Raw genomic sequence first — 17793 nt, 5'->3', positions numbered from 1 at the left:
AGATGCGATCTGCTGCTGGGAAATGCCCACAAACTGACAAATAAGCAGCTTGCGGGCTTTTATTCCCTGCTTTACATGGTTTTACCTAGGGAATCAAGTGCGATCTTGGCAGCTTGTGCGATAAGGGCATTGTCATATTTGGCATCCTTTGTATCGCGACTGGATAAAATTGAAATCACAACAGGTGCGCGATCTGGCGGCCAAACAACAGCAATGTCGTTACGTGTTCCAAAGCTTCCTGCCCCTGACTTATCTCCGACGACCCACCCCGTTGGAGCACCCGCGCGGATTAATTCATCTCCAGTCGTGTTTTCCTTCATCCAATTGATTAGAATGGAACGCTTGTCAGCAGATAGGACTTCGCCGAGTGTAAATGCTTGAAGTGAGGTTGCCAAAGCTTTTGGAGTGCTCGTATCACGTAAGTCACCCGGAGTGGCTTCGTTCAGATCAGGTTCAATCCGGACTGGGTTGGTAACATCATCGCCGATCTCCTTCAGTACTTTTGCAAAGCCTTCTGGTCCACCCAATTCCTTGAACAAAAGATTTGCTGCGGTGTTATCGCTATAGCGTACAGCAGCATCGCAAAGCTCTCTGATAGTCATTCCTTTCCCTACATGATCCTTGGTAATGGGAGAGTAGGAAACCAGATCATCGCTCGTATAAGTAATTCGTTTGTCCAGCTCTTCTACAGGGCTTTGTGCAAGCACTGCGCCGACAGCCAGAGCCTTGGAAGTGGATGCATATGCGAACCGTTCATCTTCACGATAACGGATCGTCAGGCCTGTGGCTGTGTCCAGTGCATAAACACCGAGTCGCGCACCGAAATCGTTTTCTAATTGTTTGAACTGCTGATCTAGTGTACCTTCTGTCTCACGCTGAGTCGGTTCTTTCAACTGGACTGCGGCAAGGTCTTCTCGGATTACTCCACACCCACTCAACATAATGATTGCAAATCCGGCTATCCATTTGCTTGCAAAAAATTTCTTCATACTTTAAACCTCACTTCTCATTTTGAATTTCTTTTTGCAACGTTCAGATTACATGTGTAATACCGACGGCCGCGTTGTACCACACCAGCAATTCTCTCGCCCTTATTTCTGTATGCCAATATATTTGTCATAGATTTCATAGACACTACGCGTAATAACCGCCGCAGAGCGTCCACCATAACCACCTTCTGGGACAACAACAGCAACAGCCAGCTTCGGATCGTTTGCAGGGGCGAACGAAATACTCACACCATTTGTGATACGCCCATGCATTTTCCATTGAGTCTTTTTCTCGCCTGTCTTAGGATCGCTTATCGTAACAGGAACATAAATATCTTGCTCCGATGTGCCTGTTTTGGCCGCAACACTATATGGAAGACCTTCAAATGCACGGACTGCAGTCCCGCCTGGCTTGGTCACCAAAACCATACCGTTTGTCAATATATTCCAGTATGCATCAGGTTGTGGGAATTCACTCAAAACCTGCGGCTGAAAGGATTTCACAATCTTACCGTCAGGCGCAGTAATCTTTTCTACTAATTGGGGCTGTAAACGCACACCCTTGTTCGCTAGAGTCGCTGAATACTGCGCGAGTTGCATCGTAGTTGCTCTGATTTGCTGACCAAAGGAAGCTTGAACCATGGCCGCAAGCGGACCATAATTTTTGTCCATGACCAGATAATCTTGTTTTCCGATGCTCTCGTTTGGCAAATCAACTCCTGTCGGAATGCCCAAGCCAAACGCATGATAATAGCTTTGCAGTAATGGTGCAGATGCGCCCCTCTTGCGTTTAGACAACTCCTCTCCTATTCGGGCCATATATGTATTCGAGGATTTCTGCAGAGCTTTCTCTGGTGATATCATTCCATTTGCTTTACTATTATCATTTTTGATTCGATCCGATCCCCTGCCGTATTGATACACGCCACTATCCTGCCATTGATCATTCGTTCTAATGATTCCTTCCTGTAATCCGAGCAAAACCGTAATCGGTTTGATTACGGAGCCGGATGGCACAATGGAGCGTGGGTGCTTATAGTTTTCCATTTCTGCTGCCTCTCCCGTCAGTGGCCTTGCGTCATACGGTGCCTCGCGAATCGTTCCATTCGTCACTGCATATTTGATTTGATCGTACGTTTTCTGATCAGGACCTTCAATCCAGACGTTTGGATCATACTCTGGATAGCTGACCATCGAGACAATTTTTCCTGTTTTAATTTCGATGGCCACGACGTACGCGCTTTTGGCATATCTTGCCTCGGAGATGGTAGAGCGGAGCTTGGGGAGAAACTCGCGGATAGAGTCGCGTATCGCCAATTGGACACGCTGATCAATCGTCAGGGTAATATCATTGCCTCGCTCTGGCAATATCGTCTCCAGCTCCTTAATAACGGTTTGGTCCGCTGCCACTTCATACAATCGCTGGCCATTCCTCCCCCTCAGCTCGCCTTCATACGAAAGCTCAATCCCATCTAATCCGACAAATTGATTTGGCAAGTATCGCTTCTGCTCTGCTTTGTAATTGCCGATATCCAATTGATCAGCCACGTGGTAAGGGCGCACATACCCGACTGCTTGAACGGCGATTTGATTCGGATTATATTGTCGGATTGGCTTCATCACGACTTCGATCCCTTCCAGCTCTCCGCGTCGCTCTTCTATTTCTGCCATCTCTTTCGGTGAGAGATCACCTTTTAGTTCCTTTTCCATGTATTTTGGCATCTGCCGGGGGACCCTGATGTAATTACCGTCTTCAAAGGCATAGCCAACATCCATCTTCTTCAAAAGGGTGGCTCGGTCGACGGGGCTTAAAATCTTTTCCAATTTTTCGATGATACTGATATATGCTTCTTTATTCATCGTATCCGTTTCTCTGAATACAACGACAAATGAGGGGCGACTTTCCGCAATGATATTCCCGGTGTGGTCATAAATGTTTCCGCGCATTGCAGGAATCGAGTCTGTTTTATACGAACGGATCATCAGCTCGCTGGCAAACTCGTCTCCTTTCATAATTTGCAGCTGCATCAGTCGAATGATGATCGTGGAAAAAAACAAAAATACGAGGAAAAAAAGAATCTGCAACCGATTGACACGTTGTTTTTTTTCCTCATGTATCACTGGTGGATTCATGTTGTTTTCACCTTTACCATTGCCCATTTCGAGCTTATTCTAAATCCCTTATTTAGAGGGCATCCATCTTCATCACAGTCGATGACTAACTGATTCAACTAATTCTCATGTTTCATAGTGATCAACTCCTTTTATAAAAAGGACTACACGCGTAGTACTATACTACACACGTAGTCTGTATGTGTCAAATAGCTGAATCTATGCGTTCAAAAAATGTAATAGACTGGAGTTGTTGACCCTATGCAGCTTTTGGATAACAAATCTCCAGCCTCAGATAAATTAGCTTAACACTGAACCCGAATAGTAAAACAGCAGCGATCTAAGACCTGAAAATAAGTCTTAGACTCGCCGCTGTTTTATTACGCTATCGACCCCGTTAACGCAATGACTCATTGATTTAGAATCTTTCCCCGTAGCCCCAAAATTGAAGCTATCAACAATACCAGTCCACTTAGTAAAAACAATGCACTTGAGTCGTAAGCAATCAAAACAAGTAAGGCTCCAAACAGTAATGAAGTCCCCGCCACACCTTCGTATAATGCCGTGAGGTTACGGAAAGTCCAGCTCGTCATCGATGACGCGGAACATCTCCGTACTCCGCGCTGGATACCGGGCATCCAGCACCTCCCACTGCCTCTTCGGTAATATCAAAAATTCGTGGGTATCGGAAAAATACGAGGCTTCAAACAGACGAATTTCGTATTTGTCCCTGATCAATTCCTGGAACCCACGAATCGTGATATAGCGATCTTTTCCGGAAAACGTGAGCGCAATGGAATGCAGTTGTCCATTGTAGGTAACGTCCAATCCTTTGTCCGTATTCGTCACCTCAACCGATTCATCCGGAAGCCGTTTACCGAACAATCTGACGATCTCCTCGTCAAACTCTCCCCAATCTACGATGACGCTGTATACGTAAGCAAATACAATCGGAATTTGCTTCTCGATCGCAAGCTCGTCCGCCAGCGCAAATCGATGGCGCTCTAATGTTTCACGATGATTTTCAATAAATTGCTTAAGCTGTCGCTCGTCTCCTTCGAATAGAAACGTCAGCTCATTGTCGCTCGGCATTTTCATCCTATTATCCTCCCAGTGTTCATCCAATTTGTATTACTGTACCAACTTTTACTAAAACGAAAAGAAAATAATTCATATGTCATTCATTTCACTCTCTCCCTTTTGTTGAACTAGTGTTCCCGTTAGCACAATATTTCGAAAAGTAAACACCAGAGGATTTACCATAAATACCCTGCTGTATAATAATATAGGATACAAATTAGGGGGTGTCTATATGACAGCGTTTTTTTCACCCGGATCGCAAAAAGTAAAACAGCGGCAGAACGCAAGACTTTTTGCTGGTCTTACGTTTTGCCGCTGTTTTCGGATTAGTGAATATCTCTTTTCTTAAAACGACCGCCGTGTACGGAGGATACATCTGTAGCAATAATAAACGCTTGTGGGTCTAGCTCTTTGATAATATCTTTGAGCTTTGTTTCCTCTAATCTTGTAAAGACGCATAAAATAATTCGCTTATCTTCACCACTATAAGAACCTTCTCCGTGTAAATAGGTTACTCCTCGGCCTAAACGCTCCGTAATCGCATCCGCAATCTCAAGAGTGTTATCACTTATGATATAAACGGATTTCATGTCATCCAATCCTTTAACAACAATGTCAATTGTCTTAAAGGCAACATAATATGTGATCATCGAAAATAGAGCATTTTCCAAAGAGAATACAAACGCTGCGATCGTGAAAATAATCACATTGACAAACATGATAATTTCACCGACAGAAAACGGCAGCCTCTTTTCAACCAAAATCGCCAATGTTTCTGTTCCGTCTAAAACCCCGCCATTTCTAATGGTCAAGCCTACTCCTAGCCCTAATATCAAGCCACCGAAAACAATGGCGAGCAGTTCATTCTCTACCATCGGCTTTACATGATGCATAAAGGAAGTCGCCACGGAAAGTGCCACGATTCCATATAGCATACTAATTGCGAACGTCTTGCCTATTTGCTTATACCCCAAGAAAAAGAAAGGTAAGTTTAACAGGACGAGGAACAAACTGAGGTTGATCGTTGTTACATGACTCAAGATCATGGATAAACCCGTTACTCCACCGTCAATGATATTGTTCGGAATTAATACCGCTTCAAGCCCGTAAGCCATGATCACGGCACCGATCGTAATAAATAGAGCCCTTTTGATAATGTTTCTGATTGATAGTTTTTTATGGTTGGCTTTCTTTTTTTCTTCCGATGTATTCATACATTCCTTCCCTTCATTTTGGTTTTTTCCGGCATTCTATTTTAGCATATCTATGAAAATGGATCATCCCCAATAGGCAAAACAGTAGAATATTTGATTTCCCGCAGAGACAGATTCGTTTGAATGCGTGATACGCCCAGCTTGTTTATTTTTCGAATGAAGCTGTCCAGGCCCTTCCGATCTTTGATGGCTACCTTCAAAAGATAATCGTACTCTCCCGTCAAGCAATGACACTCTAAAACTTCCGGCATCGAACGCATTGCATTCTCCAATACTTCCAACTCGTACGCCTGGTGAATATTTGTACTGATGAACACAAAACACAATAGATCAAATCCGAGCTTCTCGAGATTCAGGATCGCGACCTGCCGATTGATATACCCCTCGCTCTCCAGCCGCTTTACCCTAGCATGCGTCGCGGGTGGCGATAAATTCACGCGCCTGGCAAGCTCCGCATTACTTAGCTGGGCATCTTTTTGCATCAGATCGAGTATTTGGATATCGACATCATCCAGCACCTTGCTAACGAAAGATTCCATGTGATTTTCCCCCTTTCGTTTATTCGAAAAAACGCAACTTCCCAACACACCAACTGAATGAACATGCTTTTTTTCTTGAATTCACTTTACATTATTTCAAATTTCATCAATTATACAAAACGTTCTGTCGAAACTGCAACGTTAATGTTATTTTCATTAATAAGCAGATGTATAAAAGGAGCGTAATGTTATGCCAAGTACTTATGCCATGTTGCTGTTATTAACAAGCTTGTTATGGGGAGGAAACTTTGTCTTGGGAAAATCGCTTGTCGGTCATGCTTCACCGCTGACCTTGACGAGTCTTCGTTGGATTATTGCTGTTCTCTGTTTACTTCCGATGGTATGGTGGAAGGAAAAAAAGCTGCTGCCAAGGCGCGATGCTATACTCCCGTTATTTTGCATGGGACTGACTGGGGTTGTTCTCTTTAACGTTTTTCAATTTTTAGCGTTGGAGAAGACTTCGGCGACGAATGTCGGCTTGATTTCCACGTTAAACATGGTCACGATTTCCCTTTTTTCGTTTGTCTTTTTAAAAGAAAAAATCAGGGTCCTTCAAATCTTTACCATGATGTTTTTGCTCGTGGGAGTCGTTCTCGTTCTGTCCAAGGGAGATTTTTCTTACCTCTTGTCCTTGCAGTTCAACGCCGGGGATTTGTGGATGCTGGCGGCCGTCTGTGTGTGGGGAATCTACTCTGTATGCAGCAAATGGGCCATGAGCAAGACGACTCCACTGATGTCCATTTTGTATTCTGCCATTTTTGGGCTAGTGATCCTTCTGCCTTTCAATCTCACTGACTTTACGGTTACCAACATCAACGCTCCTTTTGTCGGCTCTCTTTTATATACAGGCGTTATCTCTACTGTCGTATGCATGGTGCTTTGGAATATTGGTGTACAAAAGCTAGGGGCTACCACATCAGGTATTTTCCTGAACTTCAATCCGATTTTTACTTCGATTCTCGCGTTTTTTCTCATCGGAGAGCAGATGACGTGGCTACAGGGTGTTGGGGGCATCATTGTTATTTCGGGATGCTTTTTATTTTCGTTTTTTAAAACGAAAGGACTTGCGGATATCAGGGTATGGCGTGCAACTACCAGTAAAGGCAACTCCTCATCGTGAGAAGCTGCCTGGGTTTATCATGGTAAACAAACTTGTTATACTCCCGCTAGCTTGGAATCGGGTGACATTCCTTTTAAGATAAGGTTTTTAGTGCTTCTCGCGTAAATGGTTGAAGTTCTTCGGTGTTGCCTTCACGAATTTTGGCAACCCAGGCCGGATCACTCAGTAGCGCTCTTCCAACTGCTACCAGATCAAACTCTTCCCGCTCAACACGATCGATCAGATTGTCAATGTTATCAGGCTGGCCACCCTTACCCTCGCTAAATAAGCTCAGGAACTCGGAGTCCAATCCAACAGATCCAACCGTAATAGCTGGCTTGCCAGTCAATTTTCGAGTCCAGCCTGCCAGATTGAGATCAGAGCCTTCAAATTCCGCCTCCCAGAAACGACGGGTGGAAGCATGGAAAATATCGACACCAGCCTCGGACAACGGCGCGAGGAAAAGCTTCAGCTCCTCAGGATTTTTCGCAAGTTTGAAATTGTAATCGCTCGGTTTCCATTGCGAAAAGCGGAAAATAATTGGGAAATCAGGACCGACTGCTTCGCGCACCGCCTTAATGATCTCTACAGCAAAACGGGTGCGACCTACCAGATCACCGCCATATTCGTCTGTGCGCTTGTTTGTAACATCCCAGAAGAACTGGTCAATCAGGTAGCCATGCGCTCCGTGGATTTCCACCGCATCGAACCCAATTTTCTTGGCGTTTGCAGCCGCTTCTGCATATGCCTGAATGAGTCCATGAATTTCTTCAACAGTAAGTGGTTCCGATACCTTTTCACCTGTCGCGCTGAGGCCAGATGGTCCGATGGAATTGACATCTGATTCAGGGAAATTCTCTTTTTGACGTGCCGTACCAGTATGCCAGATTTGCGGAGCAATTTTTCCGCCAGCCTCATGTACTTCTTTAACAACGCGTGCCCATCCGTTCAGAGCTTCCTCTCCATAAAAATGCGGCACATTATGATCTGCTCCGGCAGCCGGATGCTCGATCAGCGTACCTTCGGTGATAATTAAGCCAACCCCATGTTCTGCTCGACGACGGTAATATTCTGCCACATCGGGACCTGGAATCCCTTTCGGTGAAAAACTGCGGGTCATCGGTGCCATGACAAACCGATTTTCAAGTTTCAGTTCTTTAAATTGAAAAGGTTTGAATAAAGCTGCTACAGATTTTGTTGATTTCATGATAGATCCTCCTCATAATGCAAATCTTATTAAAAACACTGAATTTTTTTGGTACGACAGCCTTTTTTTCAGTTTAACTCATGTTTCCACCGAATACGGATTATGTAGCATACCTCTCCCACCGACTACAATATCCGCATCCACGTTTCCTATTACAGCATTCGCTAAAATCGGAGCATCCAATCGTCCAACTTCTATATCTGGAATATCTTAGCGTGTTTTATCTCCCTTGCTGATGGAACCTGAAAAGCAGCATTTGCCCACTCCTTTAAGGTCGTTAAAAGGTAATCATTTGCGTTGCGACTTTAGATGTATGCGCGTGCATATAATTTACCATTCCTCTTTTTCACTTGTCAAATGTAAAGTTTAATATTTATCTCGGTTTTACATAACAAAGAAGCCGAACATTACCTAAAACAGGAATGATCGGCTTTTCTGTTAATGAGCTGGTCATTGTTGCTCATTATTTGCAGACATTTTTTGAAGTAATGTTTGTAGCTCCTTTTGTGTAGTGCCATTTGTAAAGGAAGCATGAAGAATTTCATTTACAGTGTCTAAGGCTTTATAGAAGTTCTCTTCGCCTACTTCGGTTAAGGAAGTGTAAATACCTCTTCGGTCAGCTTCGCACACATGCCTTTGAAGGGCCTTACAATTGCTTGCTTCCAGCCTCCCAACCATTCTCGATACCGCACTTTGACTTAACCCAATCATATCCTGTAATTTCTGCAGCCTAAGCTTTTTCTCATTTGTTTGAGATAAAAAGTACAGGACATAGAATTCATTTAAAGATAGATTGTATTTATTTTGTAATTCCCTTTCAAGTTCACCGGTAATACTTGCTTGAATTTGGGTGAGAGACAACCAGTCACTTAACATTTCATTTTTGGGGTTGGTTTTCATACATATTCCACCTGTCTAGTCAAAAAAACGTTCTTTTTCGTCTTATTATAATACAGATGGCTTATATGCTCAAAATTAGCTACACTTTATCTCACGAATGACTTTTGCAGGATTCCCTACCACTACGACATTGTTGGGCACGTTCTTGGTAACGACAGACCCAGAGCCAACCACGACATTATCACCAATAGTTATACCGGGATTAATAATCGCTCCTCCACCGATCCACACACTATTCCCTATCTTAATTGGTTTGCCGTACTCGGCACCCGTATTCCGCTCTCTCGGATCGAGGGGATGTGAAGCAGTATAGATTTGAACATTTGGACCAATGAGACAATAATCCCCAATCGTTACTTCACAGACGTCGAGTATGGTACAGTTGAAATTCGCATAAAAATGGTCGCCTACATGAATATTATACCCGTAGTCACATCGAAAATTAGGTTCGATCCAAATATTTGCACCCGTGGAGCCAAGCAGTTCTTTTAACAGCTCCGTTCGTCTGGCATACTCTGTCTCCACTGATTGATTATACAGCCTGACAATTCTTCTTGCGTTTTCCCGATCAGCAACCAGCTCAGGATCGGAGGAAAAATACAGCTTTCCGCTGACCATCTTCTGTTTTTCTGTTAGACTCATATTCGTCTCCTTTCTGATTTATTTATTCTTGAGCATCACCCTTGCTGCCATCAATTTATTCCTCGTTACCAGCAGGTCCTGAACTCGCGGTTCCATAAACGTAATAAAGGATTTGTTCTTTCATCACGCTCAACGAAACGCGCATAACCCACTCATCGTCAAAAGAGTAACGTACAGAAAGAAGAGGAGTGGGTTCAGTGAGAAGGTTCATCCAAGTTACAATTTTATTTCTTATTACCTTGAATAGCTTTATATTCACAATTCCTTCATCAGTTTATGCTTGTTCCTGCGCAGCACCTCCCCCGGTAAAGGAAGCACTGACTCAAGCAGACGCCGTGTTCGCAGGGAAAGTCACAGAGATAGTGAAACCAAGACCAAATGTGCTAGGAGTTATCTCTTCAGCTGATCCCGTCGATGTTACATTTAATGTTTCGCAAATTTGGAAAGGCATCGAAACAAAACGGGTCACAATCGTTACCGCTTTAAGTTCGGCGAGCTGTGGCTTTGCTTTTGAAAAGGGAAAGGATTATATCGTGTATTCCTACAAGAATCAGGACAATTTTCTCGAAACCAACATTTGCACAAGAACACAAGAGCTAACAGCGGCATCTGAGGACCTTGCCTCCCTTGGAACAGGTATTACCCCCATACAGAATGAACAACCATCAACGAAAGAAAATCAGACTATCGCTGCTCCTTACCTTTGGATATCAGGTATCCTCGTTCTTGTAGGTGTCACTTATTTTTTCGTTAAAAAGATGAAGAAAATCTAAAAAGCCCTGGTATTACGCAATGAAAGTTCCTCGCACATTGCCCCATTAAAAGTCGCTAAAATCGCGGCTTTTTACGTTTTATTGCCTCTTTTTCAGACAGTAAATGTCGGTCTTCCAATGTATCGTTGACTTTATACTGGGGATTCCTGTATGTTTGTGCGCCATCGTTATCAACTTTTTTCATTATCATTGCCTATAGGAAGATAAACAGTAAATATAGTACCTCCATCAGGCTGACTTGCAACGCGGATGAAACCGCCGTGGATCCTTACAAAATGATGGGCGATGGATAATCCAAGCCCCGTACCGCCTGTATGCCGCGAGCGCGCTTTGTCTACGCGGTAAAATCGGTCAAATAGGTGGAGAAGATGTTCCGCCGGAATTCCGATCCCGGTATCAATCACCGAGACCCGTGCAAAAAACGCATTCCCATCAACGACTCGGTCTTCGGTTTCAACCGTAATCTTCCCTCCACGTGGTGTGTAACGAATCGCATTGGTAAGCAAATTAAAGAAAACTTGCGTGATCCGTCTCGCATCGGCCATCACGGTAAGCGGCCTTGAATTTGTATAAAGGCAAATGTCCAATCCATTTTCTTCTGCTTCATATTTTAAGTCGTCGACGATTCGTTCTAGGTGTACCGTCAGATCGAGCGGCTTGCGATCGAGCGATAAGCGGCCAGCTTCTGCCAACGACAAGACATGCAGATCATCCACAAGCAGGCTCATTCGGATCACTTCATCATGAATCCGAAGCAGCCTTTCTGGTGGGACATGAGTACCGGCCTGCTGATAATTCTCCAGTTTAAGCTGCATAATAGACAGCGGCGTGCGAAGCTCGTGAGCAACATCGGCCACCAATCTTCTGCGGGCTTCTTCGGCTTCACGCAGACGAAATGTCATGTCATTGAACGCTTGAGCGACTTTCCCATATTCATCTTTCGTGTCAACAGGTACTTTAACGTCCAGGTCACCCTGCGCTACGCGCTCTATGGCGGCTATAAGCTTTTTAAGCGGGAGGGTCAACACTCCCGATATCCAAAAACTAAAACACAATCCGATCATAAGAAAAATGGACGCTCTAAGGAGCACGTTCATCTCCATTCTGTCAAGGAAATATGATTTTACTATTTCGATTTGCTCTTCGGGCGAGGCGCTCAAATAGATTTCATTGATTTGTTCTCTTTGGAATTGATCGAACAAGCCGGCTGTGTAAACTTGCGTTGTAAGGGAGATAATGTTACCCACTATGAGCAAGAGCAGTCCCATAGCAAATATTTTCATTCGTACAGTCATCTTCATGAACGTTCACCGAATCGATAGCCGAAACCATATACCGTTTGAATATATCGAGGATTGGCAGGATCATCTCCCAGTTTTCGGCGAAGATTCCGAATATGAGAATCCATTGTTCTTTCGTATCCCATGTACTCATCTTCCAAAGCAGCCTTTAACAATTGCAAACGGCTAAAGACAATGCCGGGACGACCAGCCAGTGTGAACAAAATTTTGAATTCAGTAGGTGTCAATTGGATTTCCTGGCCGTCTTTGAATACCTGACATTTGGGCTCGGAAATGATCAAGTTGTCTCTTTCCAGGAACATCGACTTGTCTTCGGGTCCACGTAAGCGGCGAAGTAAAGCTCGAATACGCGAAGCGAGCTCGCGCAAGCTGAACGGCTTTGTCAAATAATCATCTGCACCGATTTCCAGGCCGACAATTTTATCCGATTCTTCAGATCTTGCCGTGACCATAATAATGCCGCATTGCGAAGTTTGCCTAATTTCACGGCATACGTCGATGCCGCTCTTCTCAGGAAGCATCCAATCAAGCACGATGAGATCGGGCCGCTCAGATCGGGCGATCGTTAGCGCTTCCTTGCCAGTTCGGGCGCTCAATACCTGATACCCTTCACGTTGCAGAAAGGTTTGCATCTCCTCAAGCATGCCCGGTTCGTCCTCCACAAGCAACAATTTCGCTTCCATTTCAATCACATCTTTCCATAATAGTCTGCTTCCATTGCGACAACATAGCTCTTACACAAAATTATACCTGTATTTGACAGACTCTTGAATAAATTCACACAAGGAGAGGGAGATCTGCATAAGTTCTCGACATTTGTTGTGTAAACTGGCTGTGAAAATAAAGAAATATTCGAAAAAACAAAGAGGAGTAATTAACAAATGAAAATGAGGCTAGTTTCACTCGTATTACTTTGTACATTTCTACTTGTTCCGACTATTACCTCTGCAGAAGTGACCAACGGTAATGTCGGATACGGATTAACCACCGGGCGACTCTGGGCCACGATGGACGCGGTAGTGGGGCTGATCAGCGCGGTCATCGGTTCACTGTCTCTGGCCCGCTCCGTCGGTCGTTTCGGCTCGGGCTCGGGGAGACGCGGGGCCATCGTAGCAGCGGTGATGGCGTTGATCGGCATAGTCTACGCTGGGCTGCATCTGGCCAACTTCACCGGTGATTTCGGCACCGGCAGCGGGCGAGCCGGGGCTATCGTGGCCATCGTTTTGGGGCTGATCGGAATGGTCCTCGCTGGGCTCACTTTTGCCCGCTCCCGCCGCGCCAGTTGACCCACCATGAGCCTTTACATTCTCTCTTCTTAACAAATCGAGTGTTGTGCTTATTTCCTTTTCCACTCGCTCAGCCTCAACCTTTTCTCAAAAATACGGTTTGCGAGTCTTTTATCCTCTTATCAAATTGCCTGCTGTAAATTTGCCTTCCCTACTGTTGATGCAACACCGAATGCAATGAAAGTGGCCTGTAATTAGTGTAAAATAAGCAAGTGCCCAGGGCGTTACTGGTATCATGTTTATACACTTTGAAACAATTGACAATCCGATCCACTTTGCTCATAAAGTGCGTCACGCCAATTCAGTACTAAAACATTAAGCTTTTGCCCCTTTTAGGGGCGTTTTTTATATGCAGTACTACTTACTTCCCCACACATTGTAAAACTTCTTATGATGCCTAGTCATGGCAAGTAGCTATATCCTCACCATTTTGCCCTCTTAAATAAAGTTGTAGTTTTAGACAATTCTATAATATCAATTAGCACATTTCCGTTTACTGCAGGCTCGTATCAGTTGCCAAGCTTCCCCCATTTGCATTCTCTATATCAGATAGAGAGAAGCGAGGTGATTGATATGACTGACGTGGTAGTGATCTTATTCAGACGTGTCAGAGTGAATGGCGTGCGGAGACGAATTATTCGCGACGTTAGCATCATTGGAAGTGCCGCACCATGTAACCAATTTTTAATGATTGGTAGACGTGTGGGTCCTGCTTCACGTTGCCTTTTGAATAACGGGTTCCAACGTGTGTTTTCAAGAGATAATGTTTTGGTGTTTGTCCGAGTAAGATAAATGGGTCTGTATGAAAACGGTAACTAATTGGGTTACCGTTTTCTATTTTTTCAGAATACCCATTGTGGAATCCCCCCTTTTAGCTTCGTGATATAATATCCATATATTTGAAATGGTGGGATGTTATGGAAAGTCAGCTATTGCTATTACTTTCTGCGATATTATTTTGCTCGTAGCTCAGTGGCTGTTATTTTTATCAAAAAGGCCAATCACAGGCTGAGCAGGGACTTCTCGCTTCTTTGTCAGGCGATTATGGACAATTACGTAATACAAAAAATGAGTTGGACAATATCTTCTCAATGACCAAAGGCGACCAAATCAGGTACGCCATTTATTTACTTCGTAATGTTGAAACAGCAAATGCATCTTTGTTAAACATCAGTAGATTGACTATTAATGACGAAACAGATTTTAGTGTCATTATAGACGAGGTTTCATTGACAGCAGCTGATATTCACACTTACATACACGAATTATCTTTCGACTTGGATACCTCCAAGACTAAAAAGAAATTGCAGAAACATGGTGATGCTCTCCACTTAATTACTGAGACTCTTACGCCAATAGAAATTCGAACGATGGATCTAGAGAAAGTAAGATATAAGCTTTCTCTTTTACAAAACTCACTCCCAAAGTGAATTAACAAAATGAGCAATGTGCTTGGTACATTCGTAGTTGCATGGCGAAGATTTAACGTCATACTATCGGTAACTTCTGGGCTTTGGTTTAGTATGGAATACGTACTGACAGTCTTGTTACTGTTCTTTGTTAGCCTTCTTTTGTACAGAATTCGCTTCCACAAATTTACGAAACTAAATCGAGAAAACATTCGCCTATCAATGATCGAAATAGTTTCAGCCGCGTCACTTTCTTCTCAAATACTATCGATAGTTGGAATGTTAATTTTTGCATGATTATTGGTCATCTTTTTAATCAAGACCTTTACAAGAATTAATTTAACATCATTTCTTTTGTGTTAAATCAAGATTAGCTTTCAAACATTACTCATTTCAGACCGCTAATACTCGAGAGTATAATGTCCACTTAAGAAGGGAAAAAAATGGACAGTATAATTCACATGCTTTTTTGGGTGGTGAGAGTATGAAGAGTATTCTTCTGACAATACTCGCATTTCTTATGTTTAGCGGATTAGTTCATGCAGAAGGTAAATCGTCGGTGCCTTACGAAACTAGAGAAGAAATATACAGCGATATGTTTTTGTTGATGTTAAGTCCTCAAATTGAAGCTGCGATAAACAAATATTATTCAAAAACGTTAACAGAAAACCCGCAAGTTTATCCTTATATGATTGATGTTGTATTAGCGAAAAGGGTTGATACCTCATTTAGTTTTATAGTTACCGTTGATGTGACACCAGTTGTTGGTCCGCATATTTCTGTAGGGAAGGACAGGTTAACCTTTAAGGTTTCACCAGGCATAGCTCCCAGTCAGGCGAAATTGATAAAGTATGAACATCTAGAGACGCATGAACTCCCCTCTCATTGGAAGAGAATAGTAAGAGATACATAAGTAATGATGTGTTAAAAGGAATTTCTTTTTATTTGTTTGGCAAACTACCTCTGAAAGGAGTGAATCGAATGACTCAGTTCGATGTTGGATTAGTTCACAGGCTCGCTGACCAAATGGAGGGCCTTGCTTCAAATATTAAAAAGCATGTAAACTCCCCAAATGAACTAAGCCAGGACATAAAACAGATGGAGAGTATCCTCAACAGTTTTCAAACAATAACCAATTCGTCTGAAAATAGTGGTACCTATCCAATTGCAAATAATAACGATGTAAGATAAGTCCTAAAGCAATTTCATCACGTATCGAAAGAAAACCATCTTCGAAAACTCTATAGGCGGCTGGAAACTATCTGCTTTAGCTCCATTACCTTTGCCGCCCTTCTCCTTTTACAAGCCAATTGTTCTGAATAATAATTATGATTTGAAACTTCCCCCTAACCAGCCATAAAATACTGGTATGAAGGGGTGTTAGAGGGCTCACTGAGCCATTTTTTACTTAACCCAATCTGCTATTCTTTCCCCATTTGTTAAATTCTCTCGGCGATAATGATAGACTGTACAAAATTCTAGATTGAAACCCCTTGCGCAGATATAATATGTGAGATCAAGATCTTCTTCTTCAATACAAAAAGCAATTTCATACTCAATGTCCTTTACTTTCAATCGTTCATTCTCTTCATTTGTAGCCAATCTAAACCTTGGATATTGAAAATACGTAGGGCATTCAATGTATGAGACACCATAAAAAACTACTTCGACACTGTGATAGTACGATAAGTTAAAACTTCCTATCAGCTTTAGAGACTCTTTGTTAAACTGTGACAATTGCCATTCAAAAAGGTTTGTTTGATTGACCGCTTTTTGCAATTTAATTACCTTTTTCTCCATAAAGTCTTCCCCCAGTACAAATGAATCTCCCCTGTAGCTTCTAAAGCTCAATTATTTAACCTCAACGATCATCTTAGCGCTATTTCCATTTATTTGAAACAGTTCAATTGAAACTGCACTTTCACTTTTACTACATCTACTTGAAACATTTGGTTCTTTCGTTTGTACTAACAGTAAAAATATTCCACAAGCAGGTGTATTCATGGTTAAAGCACTTGGATTTGGGGCAATTTTGCAGTCCCTTTTAATAATTGTATTGTTGTCGATTGGGAATTTTGATCAAGTAGGCAATTACTCCGAATATCTTGCTCTTGGATTAATTTCTTTAGGCGGATTAATGGTCTACAATACCCTTAAGGTGCCATCTCCTTACTACCAAGAAGATGACGCGAAAGATCATAAAAGCAGGTGGAGATGGACCATTTATTTCCTTCTGGCATCTGTGCCAAGTGTCACCTTTGCTTTAATCTTTTTCTTCTTTTTTGATTAATTATGCCTTGCTTGGCACACATTTTGTTAATTTAATAGAAACTCTATTGATTTAATTACGTCTTACTAAATACTAGTAAGTTTATGAACCTTGGAGGATTGACTCTTAATGGAAAATGAATTTTTTGTTGGTTGGGGAACTCTATCGCTTATCAATGCTGGACTAGCTCAAGGTAAAAACCGCAGTGGTCTTAACTGGTTCTTCCTTTCATTATTTCTTGGTCCAATCGCGACTCTAATTATTGTTGTTTGGGATAAGCTGCCCGAGCAACAAGACTTATCAAAATGAGTAATTTGTAAACTACCTAATCTCGTGATACATTATTTGGAAAATACAAAATTCAGGTGACTTTCATGGGAAAAAACACTTTGCAAAAAATAGGTTCAATTGTAATCACTCACGACATCACCTTCATAAACTTCATTGCCGTTTTTGTCGTGAAGTCCAGTGTATTGTTGCCTATCTACTAGTTCAAAACCCAAACTATCCCATTTAATTGTTTTCGACCAATCGTTTCGTTCTATATCATCAATTGTGATGATAGCAGTCTGTATTTCTCTTGTTTTGGAGTATTTGAACACATACCTAGACTTAATCTCGCATCCTGCTTTCATCCCGTTCCCCTCCTCAGTCATCTACCACAAAAACCGTTTCCAATCTGGTGTTCATTACTCTTTTGTCTTTTTGTGAAGCCCATCTTTTCGTAATCTACATCGAAAGAGAATCCACTGTATATGATTTCGTTGGCAACGGTGAGAATGGTCACTACCCCTTCATGGTCGAGAGAGCAAAACACTTTTCCGATCCTTCTTCACCAGTTGATGACATCGGGATATATACGATCTAGCTTCTTACTTTACCTGTTTGACTTTTCTTCAAAACCTTTTACAAACGTACAAGGCCCTGACTGCTCTGATAATGCTTTCCTGCTTGAATTTCCATATGGGATCCT

At 42.6% G+C, this 17793-nt stretch carries 20 protein-coding genes and 1 pseudogene; 8 read left to right on the top strand and 13 right to left on the bottom strand.

The genetic code is table 11. The features are described from left to right. Positions 1-71: 71 nt before the first annotated feature. The 5 genes from bla to C3B52_RS15750 form a co-directional block, all read right to left on the bottom strand. Positions 72-989 carry a class A beta-lactamase gene (gene bla, locus C3B52_RS15770; protein ID WP_103107348.1) on the bottom strand — a complete coding sequence of 306 codons (918 nt, stop codon included), beginning with the start codon at positions 987-989 and terminating at the stop codon, positions 72-74. Positions 990-1091: 102 nt separating this feature from the next. Further along, complete coding sequence (locus tag C3B52_RS15765; RefSeq protein WP_235615733.1) at positions 1092-3122, bottom strand: peptidoglycan D,D-transpeptidase FtsI family protein; 2031 nt, start codon at positions 3120-3122, stop codon at positions 1092-1094. 549 nt (positions 3123-3671) lie between these two features. Then, positions 3672-4199, bottom strand: a complete 528-nt coding sequence (locus tag C3B52_RS15760; protein WP_103107346.1) for a hypothetical protein — start codon at positions 4197-4199, stop codon at positions 3672-3674. A gap of 308 nt (positions 4200-4507) precedes the next feature. Next, a complete protein-coding gene (locus tag C3B52_RS15755) occupies positions 4508-5395 on the bottom strand; it encodes a YitT family protein (protein ID WP_103107344.1) in 888 nt (295 codons plus the stop codon). Positions 5396-5445: 50 nt separating this feature from the next. After that, the gene (locus C3B52_RS15750) at positions 5446-5934 is read right to left on the bottom strand and encodes an Lrp/AsnC family transcriptional regulator (protein WP_103107342.1); all 489 of its coding nucleotides are present in this window, start codon (positions 5932-5934) and stop codon (positions 5446-5448) included. Between the two features lie 190 nt (positions 5935-6124). Between C3B52_RS15750 and C3B52_RS15745 the strand changes: the two genes are divergently transcribed. Next, positions 6125-7054, top strand: a complete 930-nt coding sequence (locus C3B52_RS15745; RefSeq protein ID WP_103107340.1) for a DMT family transporter — start codon at positions 6125-6127, stop codon at positions 7052-7054. 73 nt (positions 7055-7127) lie between these two features. On the opposite strand, the gene C3B52_RS15740 is transcribed toward C3B52_RS15745, so the two are convergent. From C3B52_RS15740 to C3B52_RS15730, 4 genes and pseudogenes are all read right to left on the bottom strand, one after another. After that, a complete protein-coding gene (locus C3B52_RS15740; protein WP_103107338.1) occupies positions 7128-8240 on the bottom strand; it encodes an NADH:flavin oxidoreductase in 1113 nt (370 codons plus the stop codon). 93 nt (positions 8241-8333) lie between these two features. Further along, positions 8334-8497 (bottom strand): annotated as a pseudogene (locus tag C3B52_RS37340) (NADPH dehydrogenase); the annotation flags it as partial. Positions 8498-8690: 193 nt separating this feature from the next. Then, a complete protein-coding gene (locus tag C3B52_RS15735; protein WP_103107336.1) occupies positions 8691-9140 on the bottom strand; it encodes a MarR family winged helix-turn-helix transcriptional regulator in 450 nt (149 codons plus the stop codon). Between the two features lie 75 nt (positions 9141-9215). After that, positions 9216-9782 (bottom strand): sugar O-acetyltransferase, encoded by a 567-nt coding sequence (locus tag C3B52_RS15730; RefSeq protein ID WP_103107334.1) that lies wholly within the window; start codon positions 9780-9782, stop codon positions 9216-9218. A gap of 197 nt (positions 9783-9979) precedes the next feature. On the opposite strand from C3B52_RS15730, the gene C3B52_RS15725 reads away from it, so the two are divergent. After that, positions 9980-10555 carry a hypothetical protein gene (locus tag C3B52_RS15725; protein WP_164684797.1) on the top strand — a complete coding sequence of 192 codons (576 nt, stop codon included), beginning with the start codon at positions 9980-9982 and terminating at the stop codon, positions 10553-10555. A 170-nt stretch (positions 10556-10725) separates the two neighbouring features. On the opposite strand, the gene C3B52_RS15720 is transcribed toward C3B52_RS15725, so the two are convergent. Both C3B52_RS15720 and C3B52_RS15715 read right to left on the bottom strand, forming a co-directional pair. Further along, the gene (locus C3B52_RS15720; protein ID WP_103107330.1) at positions 10726-11856 is read right to left on the bottom strand and encodes a sensor histidine kinase; all 1131 of its coding nucleotides are present in this window, start codon (positions 11854-11856) and stop codon (positions 10726-10728) included. Further along, entirely contained in the window at positions 11853-12539 is a 687-nt protein-coding gene (locus C3B52_RS15715; protein ID WP_103107328.1) for a response regulator transcription factor, read from the bottom strand. The genes C3B52_RS15720 and C3B52_RS15715 overlap by 4 nt, the downstream gene beginning before the upstream one ends. Positions 12540-12737: 198 nt before the next feature. Here C3B52_RS15715 and C3B52_RS15710 point away from each other — a divergent pair, with 198 nt between their 5' ends. From C3B52_RS15710 to C3B52_RS15695, 4 genes are all read left to right on the top strand, one after another. Then, positions 12738-13142: a DUF6223 family protein gene (locus C3B52_RS15710; protein WP_103107326.1), complete on the top strand. Its 405-nt coding sequence runs from the start codon at positions 12738-12740 to the stop codon at positions 13140-13142. Positions 13143-14233: 1091 nt separating this feature from the next. Further along, positions 14234-14572, top strand: coding sequence for a hypothetical protein (locus C3B52_RS15705; protein ID WP_235615732.1), 339 nt, complete (start codon positions 14234-14236; stop codon positions 14570-14572). A gap of 463 nt (positions 14573-15035) precedes the next feature. Next, positions 15036-15464 carry a DUF3888 domain-containing protein gene (locus tag C3B52_RS15700; protein ID WP_103107322.1) on the top strand — a complete coding sequence of 143 codons (429 nt, stop codon included), beginning with the start codon at positions 15036-15038 and terminating at the stop codon, positions 15462-15464. 68 nt (positions 15465-15532) lie between these two features. Next, positions 15533-15742 (top strand): hypothetical protein, encoded by a 210-nt coding sequence (locus C3B52_RS15695; RefSeq protein ID WP_103107320.1) that lies wholly within the window; start codon positions 15533-15535, stop codon positions 15740-15742. A gap of 213 nt (positions 15743-15955) precedes the next feature. Here the strand turns inward: C3B52_RS15695 and C3B52_RS15690 are convergent, their stop codons facing one another. Beyond that, positions 15956-16351, bottom strand: a complete 396-nt coding sequence (locus C3B52_RS15690) for a hypothetical protein (protein ID WP_103107318.1) — start codon at positions 16349-16351, stop codon at positions 15956-15958. 202 nt (positions 16352-16553) lie between these two features. Here C3B52_RS15690 and C3B52_RS15685 point away from each other — a divergent pair, with 202 nt between their 5' ends. Together C3B52_RS15685 and C3B52_RS15680 are read left to right on the top strand one after the other, a co-directional pair. Further along, positions 16554-16841, top strand: coding sequence for a hypothetical protein (locus C3B52_RS15685; protein ID WP_103107316.1), 288 nt, complete (start codon positions 16554-16556; stop codon positions 16839-16841). A 108-nt stretch (positions 16842-16949) separates the two neighbouring features. Next, complete coding sequence (locus C3B52_RS15680; protein WP_103107314.1) at positions 16950-17129, top strand: hypothetical protein; 180 nt, start codon at positions 16950-16952, stop codon at positions 17127-17129. 95 nt (positions 17130-17224) lie between these two features. Here C3B52_RS15680 and C3B52_RS15675 read toward each other — a convergent pair whose 3' ends face one another. Next, positions 17225-17455 carry a YopX family protein gene (locus C3B52_RS15675; protein WP_103107312.1) on the bottom strand — a complete coding sequence of 77 codons (231 nt, stop codon included), beginning with the start codon at positions 17453-17455 and terminating at the stop codon, positions 17225-17227. Between the last annotated feature and the right edge of the window lie 338 nt (positions 17456-17793).

Source organism: Brevibacillus reuszeri, assembly GCF_002897295.1.
Taxonomy (GTDB): domain Bacteria; phylum Bacillota; class Bacilli; order Brevibacillales; family Brevibacillaceae; genus Brevibacillus; species Brevibacillus reuszeri_A.
The sequence above is the reverse complement of the archived record's forward strand: the minus strand, read 5'-3'. Positions and strand labels throughout refer to the sequence as shown.

Excerpts from the sequence above, each read along its gene's own strand:
- C3B52_RS15700 (WP_103107322.1), top strand. The coding sequence starts at position 15,036 with ATGAAGAGTATTCTTCTGACAATACTCGCATTTCTTATGTTTAGCGGA.
- C3B52_RS15690 (WP_103107318.1), bottom strand. The coding sequence starts at position 16,351 with ATGGAGAAAAAGGTAATTAAATTGCAAAAAGCGGTCAATCAAACAAAC.
- C3B52_RS15740 (WP_103107338.1), bottom strand. The coding sequence starts at position 8,240 with ATGAAATCAACAAAATCTGTAGCAGCTTTATTCAAACCTTTTCAATTT.
- C3B52_RS15730 (WP_103107334.1), bottom strand. The coding sequence starts at position 9,782 with ATGAGTCTAACAGAAAAACAGAAGATGGTCAGCGGAAAGCTGTATTTT.
- C3B52_RS15685 (WP_103107316.1), top strand. The coding sequence starts at position 16,554 with ATGGTTAAAGCACTTGGATTTGGGGCAATTTTGCAGTCCCTTTTAATA.
- C3B52_RS15720 (WP_103107330.1), bottom strand. The coding sequence starts at position 11,856 with ATGAAGATGACTGTACGAATGAAAATATTTGCTATGGGACTGCTCTTG.
- C3B52_RS15750 (WP_103107342.1), bottom strand. The coding sequence starts at position 5,934 with ATGGAATCTTTCGTTAGCAAGGTGCTGGATGATGTCGATATCCAAATA.
- C3B52_RS15755 (WP_103107344.1), bottom strand. The coding sequence starts at position 5,395 with ATGAATACATCGGAAGAAAAAAAGAAAGCCAACCATAAAAAACTATCA.
- C3B52_RS15735 (WP_103107336.1), bottom strand. The coding sequence starts at position 9,140 with ATGAAAACCAACCCCAAAAATGAAATGTTAAGTGACTGGTTGTCTCTC.
- C3B52_RS15715 (WP_103107328.1), bottom strand. The coding sequence starts at position 12,539 with ATGGAAGCGAAATTGTTGCTTGTGGAGGACGAACCGGGCATGCTTGAG.
- C3B52_RS15695 (WP_103107320.1), top strand. The coding sequence starts at position 15,533 with ATGACTCAGTTCGATGTTGGATTAGTTCACAGGCTCGCTGACCAAATG.
- C3B52_RS15710 (WP_103107326.1), top strand. The coding sequence starts at position 12,738 with ATGAAAATGAGGCTAGTTTCACTCGTATTACTTTGTACATTTCTACTT.
- bla (WP_103107348.1), bottom strand. The coding sequence starts at position 989 with ATGAAGAAATTTTTTGCAAGCAAATGGATAGCCGGATTTGCAATCATT.
- C3B52_RS15675 (WP_103107312.1), bottom strand. The coding sequence starts at position 17,455 with ATGAAAGCAGGATGCGAGATTAAGTCTAGGTATGTGTTCAAATACTCC.
- C3B52_RS15680 (WP_103107314.1), top strand. The coding sequence starts at position 16,950 with ATGGAAAATGAATTTTTTGTTGGTTGGGGAACTCTATCGCTTATCAAT.
- C3B52_RS15705 (WP_235615732.1), top strand. The coding sequence starts at position 14,234 with ATGACCAAAGGCGACCAAATCAGGTACGCCATTTATTTACTTCGTAAT.
- C3B52_RS15765 (WP_235615733.1), bottom strand. The coding sequence starts at position 3,122 with ATGAATCCACCAGTGATACATGAGGAAAAAAAACAACGTGTCAATCGG.
- C3B52_RS15745 (WP_103107340.1), top strand. The coding sequence starts at position 6,125 with ATGCCAAGTACTTATGCCATGTTGCTGTTATTAACAAGCTTGTTATGG.
- C3B52_RS15760 (WP_103107346.1), bottom strand. The coding sequence starts at position 4,199 with ATGAAAATGCCGAGCGACAATGAGCTGACGTTTCTATTCGAAGGAGAC.